This is a genomic window from Allobosea sp. LC85, from assembly GCF_000735605.1.
Taxonomy (GTDB): Bacteria; Pseudomonadota; Alphaproteobacteria; order Rhizobiales; family Beijerinckiaceae; genus Allobosea.
In genome coordinates, this window is record NZ_JPKG01000047.1 from 24,463 (window position 1) to 48,479 (window position 24,017).

Here is a 24,017-nt window from a genome sequence, read left to right on the forward strand (position 1 = left end):
GAGCCTAAAGCAGGATGTGAGCAAGTGGGAAACGCTTTTGGGCAGATATTCGCAGCTCTCAACTGCCATAACGCCCCCCTGATGAATTGACTCCGGGAGAGCGGGCATCCTATCGAGCACCCGCACGAAAACGATGCCCCGAAAGCCTACCGGACCGTCGCCCTCCTGCCTTTCCGGCATGGTTCGGACGCGGGACGCGCCCTTCCGCCCGCCGGAGCCAATGACACCATGACCACGATCGACCGCGCCCAGCACGACAAGCTCGCCAACGCCATTCGCGCCCTGGCAATGGATGGCGTCGAGCAGGCGAAGTCCGGCCACCCCGGCTTGCCGATGGGCGCTGCCGACGTCGCAACCGTGCTGTTTACCCGCGTCATGAACTACGACGCCTCCGATCCGCGCTGGCCGGACCGCGACCGCTTCGTTCTCTCGGCCGGTCACGGCTCGATGCTGATCTACGCCCTGCTCTACCTCACGGGCACGCCCGGCCTGAGCCTCGACGACCTCAAGAAGTTCCGCCAGCTCGAGTCGAAGACCCCGGGGCATCCCGAGAACTTCATGACTGTCGGCGTCGAGACCACCACCGGCCCGCTCGGCCAGGGTCTCGCCACCGCTGTCGGCATGGCAATGGCCGAGCGCATGCTCGCCGCCGAATTCGGCAAGAAGGTCGTCGACCACAAGACCTATGTCCTGGCCTCCGACGGCGACCTGATGGAAGGCATCAGCCAGGAAGCGATCGCGCTTGCCGGCCATCACAAGCTCAACAAGCTGATCGTGCTCTGGGACGACAACGGCATCTCGATCGACGGCCCGCTCTCGATCTCGGACTCGGTCGACCAGGTCGCCCGCTTCAAGGCCTGCGGCTGGCGCTCCGAGCGCGTCGACGGCCATGATCCCGACGCGATCGAGGCCGCGATCCGCCGCGCCCAGAAGTCGAACAAGCCGACCATGATCGCCTGCAAGACGGTGATCGGCTTCGGCGCGCCGAAGAAGGCCGGCACCTCCAAGGCCCATGGCGAGCCGCTCGGCGCCGAGGAACTCGCAGCCGCGAAGGCCAAGCTCGGCATCACCGGCGCAGCCTTCGAGATTGCCGCCGACGTCCTGAAGAGCTGGCGCAGCTTCGGCTCGGCCGGCCACCTCGCCCATAAGGACTGGCTCGTCCGCTTCGAGGCGTTGTCGCCGCGCAAGCGCGCCGAGTTCGAGCGCCGTCTCGCCCACACGATTCCGGGCAAGCTCGACAAGGCGATCGTCGCCCACAAGAAGGCTCTTGCCGCCAGCCCGGTCACCGTCGCGACCCGCAAGGCCTCCGAGCTCGCGCTCGACGTCATCGTGCCGGTGATGCCGGAACTGGTCTCCGGCTCGGCCGACCTGACGCCTTCGAACAACACCAAGGCCAAGGGGCTGGAAGACTTCACGCTCAAGACCCCGAAGGGCCGCTACATCCGTTACGGCATCCGCGAGCACGGCATGGCTGCCGCGATGAACGGCATCACCCTGCATGGTGGCTTCCGCACCGCCGGGGGCACCTTCCTGGTCTTCGCCGACTATGCCCGCCCCGCGATGCGTCTGGCAGCCCTGATGGGCCTTCCGGTCGTCTATGTCATGACCCATGACTCGATCGGCCTGGGCGAGGATGGCCCGACCCATCAGCCGGTCGAGCATCTCGCCTCGCTTCGCTCGATGCCGAACATGCGCGTGCTGCGCCCGGCCGACGCGATCGAGACGGCGGAAGCCTGGCAGATCGCACTTGAGCGGACCCAGGGGCCGACCGTGCTGGCGCTTTCGCGCCAGAATCTCGCTCAGCTCCGCACGGATGGCACCACGACCAACCGTTCGGCCAAGGGCGCCTATGAATTGCAGGCGGCCGAGGGCGGCAAGGCGCAGGTCTCGCTCTTTGCGTCCGGCTCAGAACTCGAGATCGCCGTTGCGGCCCGCAAGCTTCTGGCCGAGAAGGGCGTCCGCGCCCGTGTCGTCTCCGTGCCCTCGCTCGAACTGCTGCTCGCTCAGGACGAGGCGACGCAGAGCCAGATCATCGGCGAGGCCCCGGTCAAGATCGCCATCGAGGCCGCCGTCCGCTTCGGCTGGGACGCGGTGATCGGCCATGACGGCATCTTCGTCGGCATGGCCTCCTTCGGCGCCAGCGGCCCCTACAAGGACGTCTACAAGCATTTCGGCATTACGCCCGACGCAGTGGTCGAAGCCGCATTGAAGCGGCATAACGGCTGAGTTTCATGCAGACACTTGCGTTTGGCCATGCTTTGGCCGATTTGCCCGCGTGAATAACGGCCAACGCGCCGTGAATCGGCGAAGGAGAGGATTGAGATGACGGTTAAGGTGGCGATCAACGGCTTCGGCCGCATCGGGCGCAACGTTCTGCGCGCGATCATTGAGTCGAAGCGCAAGGATATCGAGGTCGTGGCGATCAACGATCTCGGCCCGGTCGAGACCAACGCTCATCTCTTCCGCTTCGACTCCGTCCATGGCCGTTTCCCCGGCACCGTGACAGTCTCCGGCGACACGATCGACGTCGGCCGGGGACCGATCAAGGTCACTGCGATCCGCGATCCCAAGGACCTGCCGCACAAGGCGCTCGGCGTCGACATCGCGCTGGAATGCACCGGCATCTTCACGACCCGCGACAAGGCGGCCGCCCATCTCGCCGCCGGCGCCAAGCGCGTGCTGGTTTCGGCGCCCTGCGACGGCGCCGACCTGACGGTGGTCTTCGGCGTCAACAACAACGCCCTGACCAAGGACCATCTCGTCGTCTCGAACGCCTCCTGCACGACGAACTGCCTCGCGCCGGTCGTGCGCGTGCTGCAGGACGCTGTCGGCATCGACAAGGGTTTCATGACCACGATCCATGCCTATACCGGCGACCAGCCGACGCTCGACACGATGCACAAGGATCTCTACCGCGGCCGTGCTGCCGCACTGTCGATGATCCCGACCTCGACCGGCGCCGCCAAGGCGATCGGCCTCGTCATTCCCGAACTGAAGGGCCGTCTCGACGGGACCTCGATCCGCGTTCCGACTCCGAACGTCTCGGTCGTCGACTTCAAGTTCATCTCGAAGCGCAAGACCACGGTCGAGAAGATCAACGAGGCCATCCTCAAGGCCGCGAAACGCGGTCCCCTCAAGGGCATCCTCGCGGTCACCGACCAGCCGAACGTCTCGATGGACTTCAACCACGACCCGGCTTCGTCGACCTTCGCGCTCGACCAGACCAAGGTGCTGGACGACAAGTTCGTCCGCGTCCTGAGCTGGTACGACAACGAGTGGGGCTTCTCGAACCGCATGAGCGACACTGCCGTCGCGATGGCGAAGCTCATCTGACGCAACGGCCGGCGGGACCCGGCCCACTGCCGGGCCCCGCCTGACCCTTCTCGAATGAACGGAAAGCGCATGACCAAGATCGAGCCGACCGTCGGCGCGCCGGCGAGCCCATCCGAGCCCTTCATCGCTGCGCCCAGCGCATCGGGAGCAACGGTGACAGCTCTTTCCGCAGCCAGCCGGGCCGAGGAGGCGGCGCCGACCGCGGAGCCGCGCAAGCTCGACCAGCTTTCTCGCATCGAGGACAAGGCGGCGCGCATCGAGGAGAAATTTGCCCGCTACGAGGCCGTCTTCACGCGGGCCGAGGCGTCGCTGGAGCGCAGTGCCGCCAAGGTTGAGAGCGCAACTGGCGCCATGGATTTCGCCGGGATCCGCCAGGAGGTCGCGGCGCTGCGCGAACGCGTCGACGCGACGCCGCGTTCGGCGACCCTGTTCACCACCGCCCTAGTCACCGCCGTTCTCACCGTGCTGCTCACCATCCTGGTGCTGAAGTTCGGCGTGCCGGGCCTGTTTTCGGGACTGCTGCCGCGATGAGCTTCCGCACGCTCGACGACGCCGATCTCGCCGGCAAGCGCGTCCTTGTCCGCGTCGATCTGAACGTGCCGATGGAGGCCGGCAAGGTCACCGACACGACACGCATCGACCGGGTCCTGCCAACCATTCGCGAGATCGCGCAGAAGGGTGGCAAGGTCGTCCTGCTCGCGCATTTCGGCCGGCCGAAGGGGCGCGACCCCAAGGATTCGCTGAAGCCGGTCGCCATGGCGCTCGCCCATCGGCTTGGCCAGCCGGTGATCTTCGTCGATGACTGCATCGGCAATGACGCCGCCAAGGCCGTCGCCGCCGCCAAGAACGGCGAAGTCCTGCTGCTGGAAAATACCCGCTTTCATGCGGGCGACGAGAAGAACGACGCCGCCTTCGTCCGGGCGCTCGCCGCCAATGGCGACATCTTCGTCAATGACGCCTTCTCCGCCGCCCACCGCGCCCATGCTTCGACCGAGGGCCTCGCCCATGTCCTGCCGGCCTATGCCGGCCGCACCATGCAGGCCGAACTGGAAGCGCTCAGCGCCGGGCTCGATAATCCCGCCCGCCCGGTGATGGCGATCGTCGGCGGCGCCAAGGTCTCGACCAAGCTCGAGCTGCTTGGCAATCTGGTGAAGAAGGTCGACGTCCTCGCCATCGGCGGCGGCATGGCCAATACCTTCCTGGCGGCTCGCGGCGTCGATGTCGGCAAGTCGCTCTGCGAGCATGATCTCCTCGGCACCGCCCGCGAGATCGAGGAGAAGGCCAGGGCCGCCGGCTGCGAGATCATGCTGCCGGTCGATGCGCTGGTCGCTCGTGAGTTCAAGGCCAACCCCGGACATCGCGTCGTGCCGATCACCGAGGTCACCGCCGACGAGATGATCCTGGATGCCGGCCCGCTCAGCGTCGCCGAGGTCGTGCTCAAGCTCGACACCGTCAGGACGCTGGTGTGGAACGGCCCCTTCGGTGCCTTCGAACTGCATCCTTTCGACACGGCGACGGTCACCGTCGCCAAAGCTGCGGCCGAGCGCGTCAAGGCCGGCCGGCTCGTGGCCGTCGCCGGCGGCGGCGACACTGTCGCTGCGATGAACCATGCCGGCGTCGCCGACGACCTGTCCTATGTCTCGACGGCGGGAGGTGCCTTCCTCGAGTGGATGGAAGGCAAGGCCCTGCCGGGCGTCGAGGCACTCCGGGCGCGGTGAGCCGCAACGCCTTCATCTTCCTGCTCCATGTCTGCACAGCAGGTCTGGCGGGGCTCGCAGTCTACGGGCTTGCCGACGTCGTCGGCTGGCCGGGGCCGCGCTGGTTGCCGATCGGCATCGTCGCGCTTCTGGCTGCGGGCCGGGTGAATCACTGCGCTTCAACCATCCATAGGCGCATGTTCGGCTGAGTACACCTGGGGAGAGTTCGTCCGCAGTCAGAAGCGCGACACCGCGGGACTGACCATGATGGCCAAGGCCAGACCGGCGATTTCGCCGAGCGGATGCGCCGTGATTGGGACGCATGACCGCGCACCTGCATTCACGCTGCGGCCGCTTTCGCTTTGCCATCGCAGGCCATCCGCACTAAATCCTGCCGGAACGCTTCTACGCCCAAAAGGAGTACCAAAGTGGCCCGCATCACGCTTCGCCAACTGCTCGACCATGCCGCCGAGAACGATTACGGCGTGCCCGCCTTCAATATCAACAACATGGAACAGGCACTGGCGATCATGGCCGCAGCGGACGCGACCGATGCGCCCGTCATCATCCAGGCCTCGCGCGGTGCCCGCTCCTACGCCAACGACATCATGCTCAAGCACATGATGGACGCCGTCACCGAGATCTATCCGCATATCCCGGTCTGCGTTCATCTCGACCACGGCAACGAGCCGGCGACCTGCATGACAGCGATCCAGGCCGGCTTCACCTCGGTGATGATGGACGGCTCGCTCAAGGCCGACGGCAAGACCCCAGGCGACTGGGACTACAATGTCGGCGTGACCAAGACGGTGACCGAGATGGCTCATCTCGGCGGCATCTCGGTCGAGGGCGAACTCGGCGTGCTCGGTTCGCTGGAAAGCGGCGAAGGCGAGAAGGAGGACGGCCATGGCTTCGAGGGCAAGCTCTCCCATGACCAGCTCCTGACCAACCCGGAGGAAGCTGTGAAATTCGTCGCCGAGACCAAGGTCGATGCGCTCGCCATCGCCATGGGCACCTCGCACGGCGCCTACAAGTTCACGCGCAAGCCCGATGGCGCGATCCTCGCCATGCATGTCATCGAGGAGATCCACAAGAAACTACCGAACATGCATCTCGTGATGCACGGCTCCTCCTCCGTGCCGCAGGATTTGCAGGACATCATCAACCAGTATGGCGGCAAGATGCCCCAGACCTGGGGCGTACCGGTCGAAGAGATCCAGCGCGGCATCAAGCACGGCGTGCGCAAGATCAACATCGACACCGACAACCGCATGGCGATGACCGGCCAGATCCGGAAGATCCTCTCGGAGCATCCCGGCGAATTCGATCCGCGCAAGTATCTGAAGCCCGCCATGGAGGCGATGACCAAGCTCTGCACGCTGCGCCTGCAGGAGTTCAACACCGCCGGCCAGGCCTCGAAGATCAAGCGCGTCGCGACCACCGCCGAGATGGCCAAGCGCTATGCGAAGGGCGAGCTCGACCCGACTTTTGCGGGCAAGAACGCGGCTTAAGGCGCCGCGTTTTGAGAAACTGATGCGGGAGACTGCCTTCCCGACCGGGATCCATCTCTGAACCGTTCCCGAATGGATCCCGCGTCTCCATCGGTTGCCCGGGATGATATGCGAGAGGCCCGCGTAGGCCTCGACCTCATCTACGCCGAAAGCACCGGCCATCGAACACAAACGCCCGGCATTTCGCCGGGCGTTTCGCTTTCAGAAGACAGCCGGTTCAAACCCGGCCGTGACAGCTTGCGTCACACGCCGATCTTGCCGCCGCCCTTCTTGGTGATCGCCACCACGGAGGGGCGGACCGGCATGTCGGGCTTGAAGTCCGGCCAGCGGGTCGAAAGATCCTCGTAATAGGAACGGCGGCCAAATTCCGGCCAGTCGGGGCCATCGTCGCCCGGATGCTGCACGGCCACGAATGCCGTCTGGTCGTCCGGCGCGAAGCAGGGGCCGCAAAGCTCGGCTCCATGTGGCACGCGATAGAACAGTTTCGAGGTCTGCCGGGCCTCGCCCTGGGTGTCGACCGCCCAGAGCCCGTCGGTACGGCCGGTCGCCTTGATGTCATTGCCGTCAGTCGAGACCCAGAGCCGCCCGGCCGAGTCGACCGCGCAATTATCCGGCATCCCGAACCAGCCGTTCTTGCTCGTCTCGGTCGAGAAGGAGGCACCGACCGCGGCCACGGACGGGTCGCCGCATTTCAGCAGCACTTCCCATTTGCCCTTGGTCGCCGTGTGGTCGCCGCCATCCTCGACGATCTCGATGATGTGCCCGAAAGCGTTCTTGGCGCGGGGATTGGCAGTATCGACCTGCTCGGCCGTGCGGCTCGTGTTGTTGGTCAGCATGACATAGACTCGATCGGTGACGCTGTTCGGCTGGATGTCCTCGGGACGATCCATCTTGGTGGCGCCGAGCAGGTCGCCGGCGCGACGGGTCTCGATCAGGATGTCGGCTTGGCTCGCGAAACCATTCGCCGCCGTCAGCGGCCCCTGGCCGAAGACCAGCGGCAGCCATTCGAGGCTGCCATCGGCCGCGAACTTCGCAACATAAAGCGTGCCGGAATCCATCAGGTCCATGTTGGCGGCACGGTTGTTCGGATCGAATTTCCCGGCCGTCACGAACTTGTAGACATAGTCAAAGCGCTCGTCGTCGCCGAGATAGAAGACGACGCGCCCATCCCTGGCGACGATGCTCTCGGCACCCTCGTGCTTGAAGCGGCCAAGCGCCGTGCGCTTCTTTGGGACTGAATTCGGATCGAACGGATCGACCTCGACGACCCACCCGAAGCGGTTTGCCTCGTTGGGTTCCTTGCTGATGTCGAAACGCTCCTCGAACCGGCCCCAGCCATACGGCGGAGAGGGCAGCCCCAGGCGCTTGTAATTTGCTGCCTCCTTGTGGCCCTCCGGCAAGGTGCCGGAGAAGTAGCCGTGAAAATTCTCCTCGCCGCTGACGAAAGTGCCCCAGGGTGTCAGGCCGCCGGCACAATTGTTGAGTGTACCGAACACCTTCTTGCCACTCAGGTCGGCATTGGTCTTGACGCGGTCGGTTCCGGCGACCGGGCCGGAGAGCTGCATCTCGGTGGCGACGGTGATGCGGCGGTTGTATTTCGAATCCCGGACCAGGGCCCATTTGCCGTTGGTCTTGCGGATCTCGGCGACCGTGGCACCATGCGCCATCATCTCGATCGCGGCGCGCTCCCGGGTGGCGTTCGCCATGACGGCCTTGCCGTCCTTCATCGTCACCACGCCCGGGAACATCAGATGCGGGTTGGTGTATTCGTGATTGACGAAGAGCAGGCCATGCACCGACGGGTCGGCAGCGCCCGGCAATGGGGTGTAGCCGACATAGTCGTTGTTATAGCCGAACTGCCGAGCCTGGGCCTCCGGCGTCTGCTTCAGCGGATCGAACTCCGGAGCGTCCGGGAAGAGCGGATCCCCCCAACGCAGCAGGATATCGGCGTCATAGCCCTCGGCGACATGGTGGTCGGCGTCGACCCCGACCTCGACCTCCTTGAAGGAAAAGGCCGAGCCACTGCCCTTGGACTGCGCGCGCACGGCATCAGCCGTGGCCAGCGCCGCGGTCCCAACCGTCGCCGAGATCGCGGAAACCGCGAGCGCGCCCTTGAGCAGGCCACGGCGCGAGAAGCGCCGGCCGATCAGTTCGCCCATGGTCGGGTTGTCGCTCACGTTCTGCGGCGGCGCATCAGCCGCTTCCAGCATGCTCGCGCCGAAGGGTGTTTCGAAAATATCGTCGGCGCTCATGCTCATCGTCCTCGATCGCTCGCCAGCGAGCTTCACATTAGATCGAATCCAGAAATAAGCCTTCGGATTGACAACTCCGTGACAGGCGCCGCGGACATGAGCCGGTTTCGCCCCTGCCCTTCCGGGCGCCGCGCTTTTCTGGTTCAAGGGAAAGCCCGTCTGGCCGCGCGCTTCCTGCGCGGCTTGCCTCCCTGCCGCGGTAGCGCCCGATGTCGATCGTCTTTTCCGCGCTGGTCGCGGCCTTTGTCGGCTTTGCCGCCTCCGTCGCCGTCGTGCTTGCCGCCGCACAGGCCATTGGCGCGACGCAAGGACAGACCGTGTCCTGGATCGTCGGGCTCGCGATCGCCAAGGGGCTCGCCAGCATCTGGCTGTCCTGGCGCCATCGGATGCCGATCATCTGCGCCTGGTCGACGCCCGGCGCAGCGTTGATCGCGGCGGCAAGCGGCTTTGATCTCGCAGCCGCGATCGGCGGCTTCCTCGCCGCTGCGGCCCTGATGATGCTGACCGCCACCTTCCGGCCTCTCGGCGCGCTGATCGAGCGGATTCCGATGACCATCGCCTCGGCCATGCTTGCCGGTGTCATCTTCCGCTTCGTCGTCGCGGTCTTCGACGAGATGAAGCTGCAGCCCGCCCTCGTCCTGACGCTGCTCGCCGTGTTCCTGGTCGCACGCCTGATCAACCCGTTTCTCGGCGTCATCGCCGCGCTCGCCGCCGGCCTGGCGCTGAGCTTTGGAGCGGGGCTCGCAACCCTGCCCAGCGGCGACGTGGCGCTGACCGAACTCATCCTGACCTGGCCACGCTTCGACCTGACCGCGATCATCGGCATCGGCATTCCGCTCTATCTCGTCACCATGGCGGCGCAGAACCTGCCGGGCTTCGCCGTGCTGCGCGCAGCCGGCTATCACCCGCCGACCGCGCCCAGCCTGTTCGTCACGGGCCTGATGTCCTTCATCACGGCGCCGACCGGCGCGCATATGGTCAATCTCGCAGCGATCAGCGCCTCGATCTGCACGGGCGCCGACACTCATCCCGACCCCAAGCAGCGCTGGAAGGCCGGCATTGCCTACGGCCTGTTCTGGCTTGCGATCGCCGCGACCGCCGGGCTGCTGCTCGCGCTCATCACCGCCATGCCCAAGGCGCTGATCGTCGCCGTCGCGGGGCTCGGCCTCGTCGGCTCGCTGACAGGCGCGCTCGGCCAGTCCATGGCCAAGGATTCCGAACGCTTCGCCGCCGTCATCACTTTCGCCGTCGCGGCGTCCAGCCTCTCGCTTTTCGGCGTCGGTTCCGCCTTCTGGAGCCTGGTCGCCGGGCTTGCGGTCTTGACATTGGACGCTCTCACAGGCCGTTTGCGCGCAAGATCATGACCATGACATCTTCACAGACCCGTCTCATGCTCGTCACTCCGCCCGTCGCGGATGCCGAGGCCATGTCATTCCGCCTGATGCAGGCCTTCGCCGGCGGCGACGTCGCCGCCGTGCTGCTACGCCTCACCGAGGGCGACGACCGCAGCCGGATCGAGCGCGTCAAGCGCATTGCCGGCCCCGTTCAAGCCAATAGTGTCGCGCTCGTCGTCGAGGGCTCGGCGCTGATCGCGACGCGCGGTGGCGCCGATGGCGTGCACCTGGTCGAGGGCCCCGAGGCGATCCGCGAGGCTCGCTCCAGCCTGCGCGATGAGCGCATCATTGGCGCCGGCGGCCTGCGCGCCCGTCACGACGCCATGGATGTCGGCGAGGCTGGCGTCGACTACGTGATGTTCGGCGAACCGCGGCCTGACGGTTCGATGCCGCCCTTGCCGGCAGTCGTCGAGCGCGCCACCTGGTGGGCGGAGATCTTCGAGACCCCATGCGTCGCCTATGCGCCCGACGCGGCATCCGTGCCGGCACTTGTCGAAACCGGCGCCGAATTCGTCGCGCTCGGCGAGTGGGCCTTTGGCGAAGATCAGGACATCCGCGCCCTTGTCGAGGCCGCCAATGCCGCGATTGCCGCCTGCGCAACCCGGAAGGCCGGCCGGTGAGACGCCTTCGGCGCAGCCTGCTGCTCGTCGGGCTGGCGCTCGCGCCAACCGACCTTGCCTCGGCCGCCGAAATCGACCTGGCCTATGGCGCCTACCAGGCTGGCCATTATCGCCGGGCTCAGGAAGAGGCGCTGAAGCGCATCGAGGCGAACAACACTGACGCTGCTGCCATGACACTGCTCGGCGAAATCTATCGCCAGGGTCTCGGCGTCCCCGAAAACACCACAGCCGCCACCGAATGGTATGAGCGCGCAGCCGAGCGTGGCGACATCAACGCCGTCTATGCGCTCGCCATCGCTTTGCTCGACCAGCGCAGCAGCAAGCGCGATCCCGCCAAGGCCGGCGTGTTGTTGGAACGTGCCGCAGCGGCCGGCCATCCGGCCGCCAACTACAACCTGGCCCTGGCGCTGCTGGCGACAGGCAAGGAGGCTGACGACAAGCGCGCCGTTGCCGCTCTGGAGATCGCTGCGAAGGCCAATATCGGCGATGCCGAACACGCGCTGGGCGTGCTCTGCAAGCAGGGTCGCGGCGTGCCGCAGGACAATGCGAAGGCCGCCGATTGGATGGCAAAGGCAGCAGAGAGCGGCAATGTCGCGGGCGAGATCGAATATGCGATCATGCTGTTCAATGGCGAAGGCGTCGCCAAGGACGAAACAGCTGCCGCCAAGCTCTTCCTGCGCGCCGCCTACAAGGGTAATGCGATTGCGCAGAACCGCATCGCTCGTCTCTATCTGGCTGGCCGCGGCATCGCTCCCGACAGTGCCGAGGCCGCTGCCTGGCATCTCGCCGCCAGGGCACAGGGCCTCGACGATCCCATGCTCGACCAGGTGCTCGATCGCATGACACCTGAGCAAATGAGCCGGATCGCACGCGTCGCCGCCGACCGGATCGAGGGCACGGCCTTGACTACGCCGAGCCAGCCGAGCAAGTGACGGCAGAATTTCCAGGCCGGAGCGATGGCGCTGCCGGCCTTCTCGCGTTCAAGGCGCGCATGAGGTTTTAGATGATCCGCTCCCCCCTGATGACCGTGATGACCGACGCCGTGATGAAGGCGTCCCGTTCGCTGAAGCGCGACTTCGGCGAAATCGAGAATCTGCAGGTGCTCGCCAAGGGCCCGGGCGATTTCGTCTCGAAGGCCGACCACAAGGCCGAGAGCATCCTGCGCGAATCGCTGGAGAAGGCCAGGCCCGGCTACGGCTTCGTCATGGAGGAGAGCGGCGTCGTCCACGGCACCGACGAGAGCAACCGCTGGCATATCGACCCGCTCGACGGCACCCATAACTTCCTGCGCGGCATCCCGCATTGGAACATCTCGGTGGCGCTGGAGCGCGATAACCAGTTCGTCGCCGGCATTGTCTATGACGCAGCGAAGGACGAACTCTTCATCGCCGAGAAGGGCAAGGGCGCCTATGTCAACAACCGCCGGATGCGCGTCTCCGGCCGCCGTGAGCCGACCGATATGCTGATCGGCATGGGCGTGCCGCATATCGGCAAGGGCGGTCACCCGCTCTTTCTGCGCGAGCTCGGCGCCGTCATGACGCGCTTTGCCAATGTCCGGCGCATGGGCTCCGCCGCGCTCGACATCGCCTATGTCGCGGCCGGCCGCATGGACGCTTACTGGGAGCGCGGCCTCAACACCTGGGATTTCGCGGCGGGCGCCGTGATGATCCGCGAGGCGGGCGGCACCTTCGGCACACTCGATGGCAAGCAGCCGACCAGCGCCAAGGATATCATCTGCGGCAATGAAGTCGGTGAACAGGCGCTCCGCGCCGCGCTCAAGACGGCTGGCTGACATACAGCTTTGATCTTTCACGCTTGATCATGGCGCAGCGGGAGGCGACAGTCTCCCTCCAGCGCTGCGGTCGTGGACAGTGGTGACCGGATTCGGGTCCACCCCGCTCACGGCGGGATGGTTGATGAGCGACGCCGGCTCGGGATCACCCGGGAGTGGCAGGCTCCAGGCGAACGGAAGACGAGGCATGGACAGAGAGGTCCCAGCGGCCGAGATGGGCACGGTCGCGACGACACGGGAAACCACCCGCTTTTCGCGGCCGCTGCGCTACGCGATCCGCGCAATCCTGTTCCTCGCCCTGATCGGCTTCCTGGGTTTCATCCTCCAGGGCGGGCTCGTCACGGCCTTCATGACCAATCCCGGTCTCAACGGGCTCATCCTCGGTACGCTCTTTGTCGGAGCGCTGATCGCACTGCGTGAACTCTGGCGCGTCAACAGCGAAGCGGCCGCTGCGAGCCGCCTCGCCGCGGCACCCGGGCTCGCCGATATCGAGCGCGGCCAGGTCATTGCCCCGCTCGGTCCCGTGCTGTCGGCCCTCGATGAGGGTTCCCTGGCGCCCACTCAAGCGGCCTCCGTGCTCGAATCGATTGCGGTCAGGCTCGATGACGGTCGCGAGGTGCTGCGCTATCTCGCGGGTCTCCTCGTCTTCCTCGGCCTGCTCGGCACCTTCTGGGGCCTCCTCGAAACCGTGAGTTCGGTCGGCAACGTCATCAAGAGCCTGCGCACCGGCGCGGAAGCCGGCGTGCTCTTCGACGAGCTCAAGGCCGGCCTTGCCGCGCCGCTCGCCGGCATGGGCCTCTCGTTTTCATCTTCACTCTTCGGCATCGCAGGCTCGCTGATCCTCGGCTTCCTGGAATTGCAGCTCGGCCAGGCGCAGCGTCGCTTCCGCAACGAAATCGAGAGCTGGCTCGGCTCGTGCACCCGGGAGGCCGCCTCCCCGGTTGCGGCTCCCGGCTACAGCCCCGATATCGGCCGCAATCTCGGCGACAAGCTCGACCGGCTCAGCGCTGCCCTGGCGGACGGCCCCAATAACCGCGCCGCCACTCAGGCGATCTCGAACCTCGCCGAGGGCGTGCAGGGGCTGGTCCAGCACATGCGCACCGAACAACAGCTGATCCGCGACTGGGTCGAGGCGCAGGCTGCCCGCGAGAAGGATCTGAAGCGCCTGATCGAGCGGCTGACCGCAAACGGCGTCTCCGAGCCATGACCCGGACATGGGACTCGTTGACGTTGGCCTGCGCCAAGACGAGGGAGGCCTGAAGCCATGGCTTTGTCCCGCACCTATCGCCGTGAGCAGCTGAATTTCTGGCCCGGCTTCGTCGATGCCCTCTCGACGATGCTGATCGGCATCGTCTTCCTGCTCTCGGTCTTCGTGCTCGGACAGTTCTTCCTGTCGCAGGAACTGACCGGCAAGGACACGGCGCTGGAACGCCTGAATCGCCAGATCTCCGAACTGTCCGATCTGCTTGCGCTGGAGCGCGTCTCGAACCGGCAGGCCCGGGAGAACCTGCTCCTGATGCAATCGACCCTGACGCGCGAACAGAGCGAGCGCGGCCGCTTGCAGGGTACGCTCGAAGCACAGGCGACAAACGGCCCGACCCAGCTCGCCGAGGCTCAGAAGGCGCTCGACGCGGAGAAGCAGCTCTCGGCCAGGGCCCAGGCGACGGTCGAGCAAGTCAACCTGCAGATCCAGGCGATGCGCCGGCAGCTCGCCGCGCTCGAGCAGGCCATCGAGGCTTCCGAGGCCAAGGACAAGGAATCGCAGGCCCGCATTGCCGATCTCGGTTCGCGCCTGAATGTCGCTCTCGCGCAGCGCGTGCAGGAGCTGGCGCGCTACCGTTCCGACTTCTTCGGCCGTCTCAGGCAGGTGCTCGGCACACGCCCCGATATCCGCGTCGTCGGCGATCGTTTCGTCTTCCAGTCGGAGGTGTTCTTCGATGCCGGCCAAGCCGTGCTGAAGCCCGAAGGAAAGGCCGAACTCGACAAGCTCGCCACCATCCTGACCGATCTCGGCCATGAGATGCCACCCGACATCCCGTGGATCCTGCGCGTCGACGGCCACACCGACGCCCGTCCGATCCGCTCCGCGCAGTTCCCGTCCAACTGGAGCCTGTCGACGGCGCGCGCGGTCGCGGTTGTCGAGTATCTGATCACGCGCGGCCTCCCCGCCGACCGCATCGCGGCAACTGGTTTCGGCGAATTCCAACCCCTCGACCTCGCCAGCAACGACGACGCCTACCGCCGCAATCGCAGGATCGAGTTCAAGATCACGGAGCGGTAGGGGAAGGCCGACCTTGCGGCCTCCCCAACCATATCGTGCCCATCCAGCCCAGCGCCTTCGCCGGAGAGGCACGCGAGAGCGCTGTCCCGCGCTCAGAATGCCAGCTTCGAGCGCTGCTGGCCGTCCCCATCGAAATTATCCGGGCTGAGCCAGGCCTCGTAGCCGGCCTTCAGGCGCGGCCAGTCGCCATCGATCACCGCGAACCAGGCCGTATCGCGATTGCGCCCCTTGGTGACCATGTGCTGGCGGAACACGCCCTCCGGCGTGAAGCCGAAGCGTTGCGCAGCGCGCTTCGAGGGCTCGTTGAGATTGTTGCATTTCCACTCGAAGCGGCGATAGCCAAGCGTGTCGAAGGCATGGTCGGCAAAGAGATAGAGCGCTTCGGTCGCGACGCGGCTGCGAGCGATCGCGGGCCCCACAGGATGTTACCGATCTCGATCACGCCATGTGCGGGTTCGATCCGCATCAGCGCCTGACGCCCTTCAGCCCGGCCGGTCCTCTTGTCGATCACGGCAAAGAACAGAGGATCGGGCGAGGTTGAGGCCTTCTCGAGCCACGGATTAAAGGCGGCCAGATCGGCTGGCGCCTCCTCGAACAGGTAGCGGAAGCGATCCTCCGCACCCGGCTGCTGGGCCGAGACGAGCAGATCCTTGCCGTGCCGCGCGGGATCGAGCGGCTCGAGCCGGGTATAGCGCCCGTCCAGCGATATGCGCTCCGGGCGCGGCACGCCCTTCCAATGTGAGAGATCCATGACGAGTTCCTGATGGCGAACCTGGTTGAAGACCGAGACAGGCGTCAGTTGCCGGGATTGGCGGTAGGACATAAACTGCCACTTCATGGATTTTCATCAGACCACTTTGGGAGTCGCGACGACAGCTGCGCCCGTGTGGTCGCAGCTGAACCGGACCGCAGGGGATCTTGAAGGACAGGTCTATCGGGCGGTACGGAACCGCATCCTGCAAGGACAATTGCTTGCGGGTCAGCGCCTGCCGTCGACGCGCGTTCTGGCCAACGCGCTTGGTGTCGCCCGTTCGACCATCGTCCTGGCCTACGACCGGCTCAAGGCGGAAGGATATCTTGAGACTGTGCCAGGATCGGCCAGCCGCGTTGCCCCCGTTGCGAAGCTACCCTCACCGGGCCCGGATCGCACGGCGCCCACCACTCCATGGCCGATTCCCGAACCGACCCAGAAGCTCTTCGAGCCCGGCATCCCGGACCTGGCCGACTTTCCGCATGCAACCTGGGCGCGATGTCTGGGCGCCCGATCCCGCGCGCTGCGGATTCACGATCTCGGCTACGGTGACGCCGGTGGCATCCGCGAGTTACAGGAAGCGATCATCGCCCATGTCGCCGACCGGCGCGGGGTCGTCGCGCGGCCTGAGCAAGTTCTCGTCGTTCCCTCGACCAGAGCAGCGATCGGCCTGCTCGCCTCGATCCGGATCCAACCCGACGCCCGCGATGCCAGCATCGCCTGGATGGAAGAGCCCGGCTACCCCGCGGCACGGGCCCTGCTGCAGGCGGCCGGAGCCCGCATCGTCCCAGTGCCCTGCGACAGCGCAGGGATCGATGTCAGCAAGGCTTCCGGCCCGCCAGCGCGGCTGATTTACGTCACGCCCTCGCATCAGTATCCGACCGGCGTAACGATGAGCCTGCAACGACGACTGGCTTTGCTGGAGGTCGCGCAGACCAGCGGAGCTCTCATCATCGAGGACGACTACGACAGCGAGTTCCAGTACGCATCCCGCCCGATCGCGGCGCTACAGGGCATCGATCGGAATAATGTCGTCGCCTATCTCGGCACGTTCTCGAAGGTTCTGGCACCCGGTGTGCGTGTCGCCTACGCGATTGTTCCCCCGTGGCTGCTGGAAGACGCAACTGCCGGTCTGCAACTCCGGGGCGCGGTTGTGCCGATCCACATTCAGGCGGCGCTCGCAGATTTCATCCGCGAGGGGCGGCTGCGCGCCCATATCCGCAGGATGAACACCGCCTATGCGGCGCGCATGGCCATGAGCATGGCGGCGCTCAGCCGTCATTGTGGTCATGCCTTGCGCCTCAGCAGCGGTGCAGGTGGCCTCCAGCTCGCGACATGGTTCAAGGATCAGCGGGTCGATGATCGTGCCACGGCTCACCACCTCAACGCACATGGCTTTGCCATGCAGCCCATGTCGCGTTTCCATCTTGGTCCGCCACGGCCCGGGCTCGTCTTCGGCATCTCACGCGTGACCTCCGACACGGTCGAGGAGGTTGTCGCCAAACTGGGTCGCTTGCTCCGGGAGTAGCCGCGAGACCGTTCAGGCGGCGGCGTGCCGTATGACATCCGGCCCCGAACCGTGGCTCTCCTGCCTGTGGTGATAGAAGGCGATGAACTCCTTGGCGGGGAGCGGCTTTGCAAAGAACCAGCCTTGGGCGAAATGCACGCCGTGATCGAGCAGGTAATCCAACTGCTCCCGGGTTTCGACGCCTTCTGCGACGATGAACAGATTCAGCGTCTTCGCCATGTCGATGATGTGAGAGGTCACCGAACTGGTCGCCGTGTTCCGGCCGATCGTATCGATGAAGGATTTGTCGATCTTGAGGGCGTCCAGCGGCAGGCCCTGCAGGTATTGCAGGCTCGAATAGCCCGTCCCGAAATCGTCGATCGCGACGGAGTGACCGAGCTTGCGGGCCTGAACGATTGTCTCCCGCGCCGGATCGATACAGATGAAACCGCGCTCGGTCGCCTCGAGCCAGATTTGCTGCGGCCTTATGCCCGTCGGTTCGAGCACCGTCTGGATGAACGACAGAATCCGCCCGGTCCTGATATCGTCCGCACAAAGATTGATTGCGATGTGCAGGGACCGGTCGGCCACCAGCAGCACTTTCAGATCGCGGATCACCGCGTCCATGATCTGATCGGTGATCGGCATGATCAGCCCGCTTTCCTCCGCAAGCGGAACGAAGAGATCCGGCTGCACCAGGGAGCCATCGGGGCGCCGCCAGCGCACGAGAGCCTCGGCACCGACACAGATGCCGGTCTTGAGCTCGATGATCGGCTGATAGTGCACGATGAATTCGCGATTGCGCACCGCGATCGTCAATTCCCCCAACGGAGACAGGCGCTTGCGGGACAGCCAGATGATGATGCCGACGACGAAGGCCGCGATGAAGGCCCCGACCGGTAGAAGCAGCATTCGCTCGCGCCGGAGGGGCTTCAGCAGGCTGTCGCGCGACTGGGCCGCCACCGCGACCCAGCCTTGTGCACGGGCGGCGGCAAAGACGTTGTGATCATCCATGCCCGTGCGCGGATTGGCGAGCAGGTTGCGCAGCACCCCGGGATCAGGATCGTTCAGGGCACCGATCAGTACGCCCCGGTCGTTGCCGACGGCGATCTTGATGCCGGGGTCGACGATGACGTCGACGAGGCGCACCGGGTCGATCAGGACGTTGTAGTCCCCGTAGTGCAGCGCCATCCTGGCATCGCCACCGCTCACCAGCGGCCTCATCCTGGCGGTAACCTCGATGCCGTCTGGGGTCACGTAATCGCCGGAAGAGTGGGCGATCCTCTCAGCCGTCTGACCCCAGGATGTGCATTTCAGGATTCCGTCGCGAAAATACCCGACCTCATCGATCGAGCGGTTGTTGACGGCGAGCCTGCGCATCGCGGCGATATGCTCCTCGGTGCAAGGCTCGTACGGAGTGCGGGCGATGGTCCGCAGAGCCTCGCTGGCTCCGGCGAAGGCCGTCTCCGCGCGCACGATCACCCGTTTGGCAAACAGCTCCAGCCGGGCCTGCTCAGCGCGCACGGCAAGGGTCCAGGAAATATGGAGCATCACGGCGATCGGGAGCGTTGCGCCGACCAGGGCCAGCGCGGACGCGACAAGGATGATGTGAAAACGCTTCACGCGTGCGCCTTCGCCAATGGCGTGCCCCCCATCAACGAGTGGAGCGTAGGGGTTCCGGAACTGCTGCGCAATTTGCGTCACAGAACGGAACCAATTCTTGTCGAACTGTAGCAATATCGACGCGACGCCCTGCGGGAATGACACAGGCGTTACGATCCCCCGAAGGTTTGGCCCCGCGCGAACAATCGGAAATCTCCGCGAGCGAGCCGTTTCACCTCGGGAGGCGGAACTTCTACTCGCACCTTGCGATGCCGCTCGGCTATCCCGCGCCGCAACTCGCGCCGATGCGCGCTGGCGTCGAGGTCGGTCCAATTCCGACGCGGTGGCTCCCGCCCCCCATGCCGGAGGACAGGGCAAAGGACAAGGGACAAGGCGGGATCACAGCGCCGCCGCGGTCATCCCGTCGCGGTCCGTGGATGCCCGGCACGAGGCCCGGATTACGCCCGGAGTGCTCGCCTAAGCCGCCTCCATTCCGAACTGCAGGGCAGCCAACCTGGCATAGAGCCCGCCTCTCGCCTTGAGTTCCCCATGGGTGCCCTCTTCCACCACCCGGCCCTCGTCCAGAACCAGGATGCGATCCGCCGAAAGGATGGTGGCAAGCCGATGGGCGACCACCAGTGTGGTGCGGCCCTGCATCAGCCGGTCGAGCGCATCCTGGACCGCGCGTTCGCTTTCGGAATCGAGCGCGGAGGTGGCCTCGTCCAGCAGCAGGATCGGCGCATCCTTCAACACCGCCCGCGCGATCGCCAGACGCTGGCGCTGGCCGCCCGAGAGCGTGACGCCGCGTTCGCCCACGACAGTGTCGTAACCCTGCGGCAGGGCGCGGATAAAGCCGTCGGCTGCAGCAAGGCGGGCGGCCTCCTCGACCTCCTCGCGGCTCGCACCGGGGCGGCCATAGGCGATATTGTCCCGCACCGAGACACCGAACACGGTCGGTTCCTGCGGCACCAGGGCGAAGCGTTGCCGCCAGGCTTCAGGTTCGGCGTCGGTCCCCGTCACGCCATCGACCAGGATGCGGCCTTCGGCCGGATCAAAGAAGCGCAGTGCGAGCTGCAGCACCGTGCTCTTGCCGGCACCGGAAGGGCCGACCAGCGCAATGCGCTCGCCAGGGCGGACGCTGAAGGACAATTCATGCAGTGCCGAGGCCGTACGTCCCGGGTAGGAGAAGGATACGCCTTCGAAGGCGAGTTCGCCGAGCGAGGGCTCGGGCATCGGCGTTGGATGCGCAGGCGCGGTGATCGCCGGCCTGGTGGCGAGGATTTCACCGAGGCGCCCGGCTGCACCGGTGGCGGCCGAGATCTCGCCATAGACCTCCGAGAGCTGTCCCAGCGAACTCGCAGCCAGTACCGCATAGAGCACGAACTGCGAGAGCCTGCCGCCGGTCATCCGGCCGGCAAAGACATCCATGGCGCCGACCCAGAGCACGCAGACCACGCTGGCGCTGACCAGGAAGATTGCGACGCCTGAGAGGATGGCGCGCGAGCGCGTCGCCGAGCGCGAGGCGGCATAGGCGTCGTTCGAGGCACTCTCGAAAGCCCGTGCCGTCTGCCGCTCGGCTCCGAAGGACTGCATGGTGCGGATCGCACCCACCGCCTCCGAGGCGAACGCCGAAGCATCGGCGAGGCGATCCTGCGCCGCCCGCGCCCGGCGCCTGACCGAGCGTCCGGAGAAGACCAGCGGCAGCACGATCAGCGGGATCGCGGCGATGACGATTGCCGAAAGCTGCGGGCTGGTCACGACCATGAGCGCCAGCGCGCCGAGAAACATGATCCCGTTGCGCAGGGCGATCGAGGCAGCTGAACCGAAGGCCGATTTGATCTGCGTCGTATCCGCCGTCAGGCGCGAGACGAGGTCGCCGGCCCGGCTCGAATCGAAGAAAGCGGGCTCGAGCCGGGTCAGATGGGTGAAGACATCGGCGCGCAGACTGGAAACGATGCGCTCGCCGATCGTCATCACCAGATAGAACCGCGCCGAGCTCGCCAGCGCCAGCACCGCGACGACCCCGATCAGCAGCATGAAATAATTGTGGGCGAGCGCCTGGTCGCCGCCGGAAAACCCGACATCGATGACACGACGGACCGCGAGTGGCAGCACCAGTGTCGCGCCCGAGGCGACGATCAGGGCGAGGATGGCAAGCGCGATCCGTCCCTTCTGGGTCAGCGCATAGGGCCAGAAGGAGGAGAGTGAATGGAAATCGGGGCGCGTCTTTTTACGGTCTTCGTTATCTTCGGCCACGCTTCACTGTCCTGTCATGCTTGCGCTGTCGCTTCGCCTGCGCTATTGCGCTGGCGACTTCACGACAGGCTCATACGAATTGTTCGACGGGCCGGCCAGCTAGCCTGGTTATCGACCGTGCCCGCTTACGATTGAGGATTTCGCCATGAAGACCGGCATCCATCCCGACTACCACACCATCAAGGTCGTCATGACCGATGGCACCGAATACTTCACGCGTTCGACGCTCGGCAAGGAGGGCGACACCCTCAATCTCGACATCGACCCGAAGACCCACCCGGCCTGGACCGGCGGCACCCAGCAGCTGATGGACCGCGGCGGCCGCGTCTCGCGCTTCAATTCGCGCTTCGGCGCCCTCAGCGCGCTCGGCAAGAAGTAATTCGGCCGCCGCTCGCCCCGATCGGCGCAGTATACCAAACACGAAAGCCCGGCCTTGCGGCCGGGCTTTTTGCTTGTCGGGCGGCGATTGGTCGCGGACGCGAGCCCGCGCATCAGGCTCAATTGAGCCGGGCAAGCCGCGATTGCAGGCTCCGGATCTGGCTCTGGACAGGGTTCGGAGTGATCTCGAACGCCTCTGAACCGGACATCAGCCCTTCGAGATGACGGATGCGATCCTGCAGACGGATGGAGTGGGCGATCAGATCGCGCAGCCTCTGCGGCAGGTGCATCGCCTCCTCCTGCACCGGCGACAGCATCGGCTCGGCGATCTTGACCTTGTTCTTCTCCGATCGAGCCTGGTCTGCGGTCATCTCGCCCTCGGCCACGGCGCGTTGCACCAGCAGCCAGGAGGCGATCTGCATCAGCCGCGTCGTCAGGCGCATGCTTTCGGTCGCATAGGTCAGTGCAACATCGCGCGGGAGCGCCGCCGACTCGGCGCGGCCGTCGCTGTCGAGATAGGTTGCCGTCTGCTCGACCAGCGCCATGCCCTCGCGAAACAGCAGCATGAAGCCGTCCGATTTGACGAAGCCTCTTGCAAAGGAAAGTGCGCCTTCATCCGGCCCGGACTTCAGCAGCGTCATATCGGTCATCGCGACGTCTCCAATCGGCACAAAGGCGTGTGCGTCTGGGACGCGCCACGGATTGATACCGTCACAGCGGCAAGAATAGCGCCGTTGCATTGTCGAGACTCTGGTAAGATGTTGTTAACCTTAACAGGCCATGAAGGCCAAAAAAGAGCCGCCCCGAAGGCGGCTCGAAGGTCAACAGGGAGGCGTCAAACAGAGTGGGCAGGAGCCACTCGACATCCAGAGAAACTGGATGATCCGATTCATACTTTGGAATCGTTAAGGAGCGGTTAAGAACAACGCCGCACCTCCATATTTGCGCAAGGATACGGCAGGATCAGGCGACAATCGCCCTCCTCCCGAACCGGTCGGCCGTGTCGATGTGCGGTCCAGCAAGGCTGACACGGCAAAGGCTGAGCAATTCGCGCCGCGAGTTCCCTGCCTCAGCCCATCTTGCGGAAAAAGGCATCCGCAGCCGAACGCGAGGCATCTTTCTTGGCCCTTATCTCCATCAGGCGCGCGATCTCGGTCTTGAGCGCCTCGATGCGTTGATCAATCTCCGCGAGCGACAGCATCGCGAGATCCTGCCCGATCTGGTGAATGGGTTGCGGCGCGGGGCGGTCATCCTCTGAAAATATCGACATGGCTGCCTCATTTTCGAAACGCGACGGCGGAGACTAGCCGGCTCGCCGCCGCAAGGCCACTATCTCTGCGAAGCAGGCGTCAGATGCGGACGCCCAACGACCAACGAAGGACGACCAGACGTGATGCCAGCTCTTCCCGAGATGATGACCGCCATCGGCTTTACGGCCCCCGGAGGCCCCGACGTGCTGCGCCCTGAAACACGTCCTGTGCCGAAACCAGCCGCAGGCGAGGTTCTCGTCGAGGTCGCGGCCGCCGGCATCAACCGGCCCGATGTCCTGCAACGGCTCGGCGGCTACGCTCCGCCGCCCGGCGCCTCGGATATTCCGGGCCTCGAGATCGCAGGCCAGGTCGTGGCTGTCGGCAATGGCGTCGGCCGCTTTGCGGTTGGAGACCGGGTCTGCGGCCTCGTCGCCGGCGGCGGCTATGCACAATATGCGAGCGTCCACGAAAGCAACGCCCTGCCGGTCCCCGTCGGGCTGTCGCTGATCGAAGCCGCCGCTATTCCCGAGACCTATTTCACCGTCTGGACCAATGTCTTCCAACGCGGCGGGCTGAAGGCCGGCGAGAGCTTCATGATCCATGGCGGCACCTCGGGTATCGGCACCACGGCGATCCAGCTCGCCAAGGCGTTTGGCGCAACTGTCGTCGCAACTGCGGGCTCCAATGAGAAATGCGCCGCCTGCCTCGAGCTTGGTGCCGATTTCGCAATCAATTACCGGGAGCGCGATTTCGTCGGCGCAGCGAAGGAAGCGTCCGGCGGGCGCGGCATCGACCTGATCCTGGACATGGTCGGCGGCGACTATATCTCACGCAATTACGAGGCCGCGGCCGAGAGCGGTCGCATCGTCCAGATCGCCTTTTTGAACGGCCCCAAGGCCGAGGTCGATTTCCGTCGGCTGATGATGAAGCGCCTGACCCATACCGGCTCGACATTGCGCCCGCGCACCATCGCCGAGAAGGCAGCGATTGCCGCCGAACTGGAAGCCAGGGTCTGGCCGCTGCTGGCCCAGGGCCGCTGCAAACCCGTGATCCATTCGACCTTCCCCTTGGCAGAGGCCGCGGCCGGGCATCGCCTGATGGAGAGCAACGCCCATATCGGCAAGATCGTGCTGACGGTGTGAGTCTCCCGCAGTCGCGATGTCAGTGGTCGCATCGCCGACGGGCGTCATGGGGCCGATCGTACGGCTGTCCGAGGCACCGGCCCCTTCCGCGCTTTTTCTTGGACAGCTTCCATGGCTTTGAATATAACGCCCGCATCCTGCTCATCGCTGATGATTTGGATGGCCGGCCGAGGAGGCCGGTCGGCGCATGAGAGCTTTTGTCCGCGACCCTGATCCGGCGTAAGCCGCCGGCCTTCGAGATCCAGGAGACG

General features: G+C 65.5%; 20 protein-coding genes and 1 pseudogene. 15 read left to right on the forward strand and 6 right to left on the reverse strand.

Going from position 1 to position 24,017, the window contains the following annotated elements:
- Window positions 1–228: 228 nt before the first annotated feature.
- The 6 genes from tkt to fba all read left to right on the forward strand — a co-directional run bounded on the left by tkt (window position 229) and on the right by fba (window position 6,541).
- Window positions 229–2,226 carry a transketolase gene (gene tkt / locus FG93_RS21840; protein ID WP_043238421.1) on the forward strand — a complete coding sequence of 666 codons (1,998 nt, stop codon included), beginning with the start codon at window positions 229–231 and terminating at the stop codon, window positions 2,224–2,226.
- A 96-nt stretch (window positions 2,227–2,322) separates the two neighbouring features.
- Window positions 2,323–3,333, forward strand: coding sequence for a type I glyceraldehyde-3-phosphate dehydrogenase (gap, locus tag FG93_RS21845; protein ID WP_043238422.1), 1,011 nt, complete (start codon window positions 2,323–2,325; stop codon window positions 3,331–3,333).
- Window positions 3,334–3,402: 69 nt separating this feature from the next.
- Entirely contained in the window at window positions 3,403–3,864 is a 462-nt protein-coding gene (locus FG93_RS21850) for a hypothetical protein (RefSeq protein WP_152579559.1), read from the forward strand.
- Window positions 3,861–5,051 (forward strand): phosphoglycerate kinase, encoded by a 1,191-nt coding sequence (gene pgk, locus FG93_RS21855; RefSeq protein ID WP_043238425.1) that lies wholly within the window; start codon window positions 3,861–3,863, stop codon window positions 5,049–5,051. Before FG93_RS21850 ends, pgk begins: the two co-directional genes overlap by 4 nt.
- Window positions 5,048–5,239 (forward strand): hypothetical protein, encoded by a 192-nt coding sequence (locus tag FG93_RS21860; RefSeq protein ID WP_043238427.1) that lies wholly within the window; start codon window positions 5,048–5,050, stop codon window positions 5,237–5,239. Before pgk ends, FG93_RS21860 begins: the two co-directional genes overlap by 4 nt.
- A 219-nt stretch (window positions 5,240–5,458) precedes the next feature.
- A complete protein-coding gene (gene fba, locus FG93_RS21865; RefSeq protein ID WP_043238430.1) occupies window positions 5,459–6,541 on the forward strand; it encodes a class II fructose-bisphosphate aldolase in 1,083 nt (360 codons plus the stop codon).
- A gap of 242 nt (window positions 6,542–6,783) precedes the next feature.
- On the opposite strand, the gene FG93_RS21870 is transcribed toward fba, so the two are convergent.
- Window positions 6,784–8,793, reverse strand: a complete 2,010-nt coding sequence (locus FG93_RS21870; protein ID WP_043238633.1) for a PhoX family phosphatase — start codon at window positions 8,791–8,793, stop codon at window positions 6,784–6,786.
- A 209-nt stretch (window positions 8,794–9,002) separates the two neighbouring features.
- Between FG93_RS21870 and FG93_RS21875 the strand changes: the two genes are divergently transcribed.
- The 6 genes from FG93_RS21875 (at window position 9,003) to FG93_RS21900 (ending at window position 14,880) form a co-directional block, all read left to right on the forward strand.
- The gene (locus FG93_RS21875; protein ID WP_043238434.1) at window positions 9,003–10,157 is read left to right on the forward strand and encodes a benzoate/H(+) symporter BenE family transporter; all 1,155 of its coding nucleotides are present in this window, start codon (window positions 9,003–9,005) and stop codon (window positions 10,155–10,157) included.
- A gap of 2 nt (window positions 10,158–10,159) precedes the next feature.
- Window positions 10,160–10,807, forward strand: coding sequence for a thiamine phosphate synthase (locus FG93_RS33660; RefSeq protein WP_052514048.1), 648 nt, complete (start codon window positions 10,160–10,162; stop codon window positions 10,805–10,807).
- The gene (locus FG93_RS21885) at window positions 10,804–11,739 is read left to right on the forward strand and encodes a tetratricopeptide repeat protein (RefSeq protein WP_052514031.1); all 936 of its coding nucleotides are present in this window, start codon (window positions 10,804–10,806) and stop codon (window positions 11,737–11,739) included. Before FG93_RS33660 ends, FG93_RS21885 begins: the two co-directional genes overlap by 4 nt.
- A gap of 71 nt (window positions 11,740–11,810) precedes the next feature.
- Window positions 11,811–12,599 (forward strand): inositol monophosphatase family protein, encoded by a 789-nt coding sequence (locus FG93_RS21890; protein ID WP_043238440.1) that lies wholly within the window; start codon window positions 11,811–11,813, stop codon window positions 12,597–12,599.
- Window positions 12,600–12,786: 187 nt separating this feature from the next.
- The gene (locus FG93_RS21895) at window positions 12,787–13,806 is read left to right on the forward strand and encodes a flagellar motor protein MotA (RefSeq protein ID WP_348270492.1); all 1,020 of its coding nucleotides are present in this window, start codon (window positions 12,787–12,789) and stop codon (window positions 13,804–13,806) included.
- Between the two features lie 57 nt (window positions 13,807–13,863).
- Window positions 13,864–14,880 (forward strand): peptidoglycan -binding protein, encoded by a 1,017-nt coding sequence (locus tag FG93_RS21900; RefSeq protein ID WP_043238446.1) that lies wholly within the window; start codon window positions 13,864–13,866, stop codon window positions 14,878–14,880.
- A 92-nt stretch (window positions 14,881–14,972) separates the two neighbouring features.
- On the opposite strand, the pseudogene FG93_RS21905 reads toward FG93_RS21900, so the two are convergent.
- Window positions 14,973–15,631 (reverse strand): annotated as a pseudogene (locus FG93_RS21905) (GNAT family N-acetyltransferase).
- An 85-nt stretch (window positions 15,632–15,716) separates the two neighbouring features.
- Here FG93_RS21905 and FG93_RS21910 point away from each other — a divergent pair.
- Entirely contained in the window at window positions 15,717–17,159 is a 1,443-nt protein-coding gene (locus tag FG93_RS21910; RefSeq protein WP_052514032.1) for a PLP-dependent aminotransferase family protein, read from the forward strand.
- 12 nt (window positions 17,160–17,171) lie between these two features.
- Here the strand turns inward: FG93_RS21910 and FG93_RS21915 are convergent, their stop codons facing one another.
- Together FG93_RS21915 and FG93_RS21920 are read right to left on the reverse strand one after the other, a co-directional pair.
- Entirely contained in the window at window positions 17,172–18,761 is a 1,590-nt protein-coding gene (locus FG93_RS21915; RefSeq protein ID WP_043238448.1) for an EAL domain-containing protein, read from the reverse strand.
- A 456-nt stretch (window positions 18,762–19,217) separates the two neighbouring features.
- Complete coding sequence (locus FG93_RS21920) at window positions 19,218–20,996, reverse strand: ABC transporter transmembrane domain-containing protein (RefSeq protein ID WP_043238451.1); 1,779 nt, start codon at window positions 20,994–20,996, stop codon at window positions 19,218–19,220.
- Window positions 20,997–21,141: 145 nt separating this feature from the next.
- Between FG93_RS21920 and rpmE the strand changes: the two genes are divergently transcribed.
- Window positions 21,142–21,375, forward strand: coding sequence for a 50S ribosomal protein L31 (rpmE, locus tag FG93_RS21925; protein WP_043238453.1), 234 nt, complete (start codon window positions 21,142–21,144; stop codon window positions 21,373–21,375).
- Between the two features lie 118 nt (window positions 21,376–21,493).
- Here the strand turns inward: rpmE and FG93_RS21930 are convergent, their stop codons facing one another.
- On the reverse strand, window positions 21,494–22,024 hold the full coding sequence (locus FG93_RS21930; protein WP_043238456.1) for a DUF1465 family protein: 531 nt from the start codon (window positions 22,022–22,024) through the stop codon (window positions 21,494–21,496).
- Between the two features lie 419 nt (window positions 22,025–22,443).
- Window positions 22,444–22,644, reverse strand: coding sequence for a DUF1192 domain-containing protein (locus FG93_RS21935; RefSeq protein WP_043238458.1), 201 nt, complete (start codon window positions 22,642–22,644; stop codon window positions 22,444–22,446).
- A 120-nt stretch (window positions 22,645–22,764) separates the two neighbouring features.
- On the opposite strand from FG93_RS21935, the gene FG93_RS21940 reads away from it, so the two are divergent.
- A complete protein-coding gene (locus tag FG93_RS21940; protein ID WP_200878139.1) occupies window positions 22,765–23,766 on the forward strand; it encodes an NAD(P)H-quinone oxidoreductase in 1,002 nt (333 codons plus the stop codon).
- The last annotated feature ends 251 nt before the right edge of the window (window positions 23,767–24,017 follow it).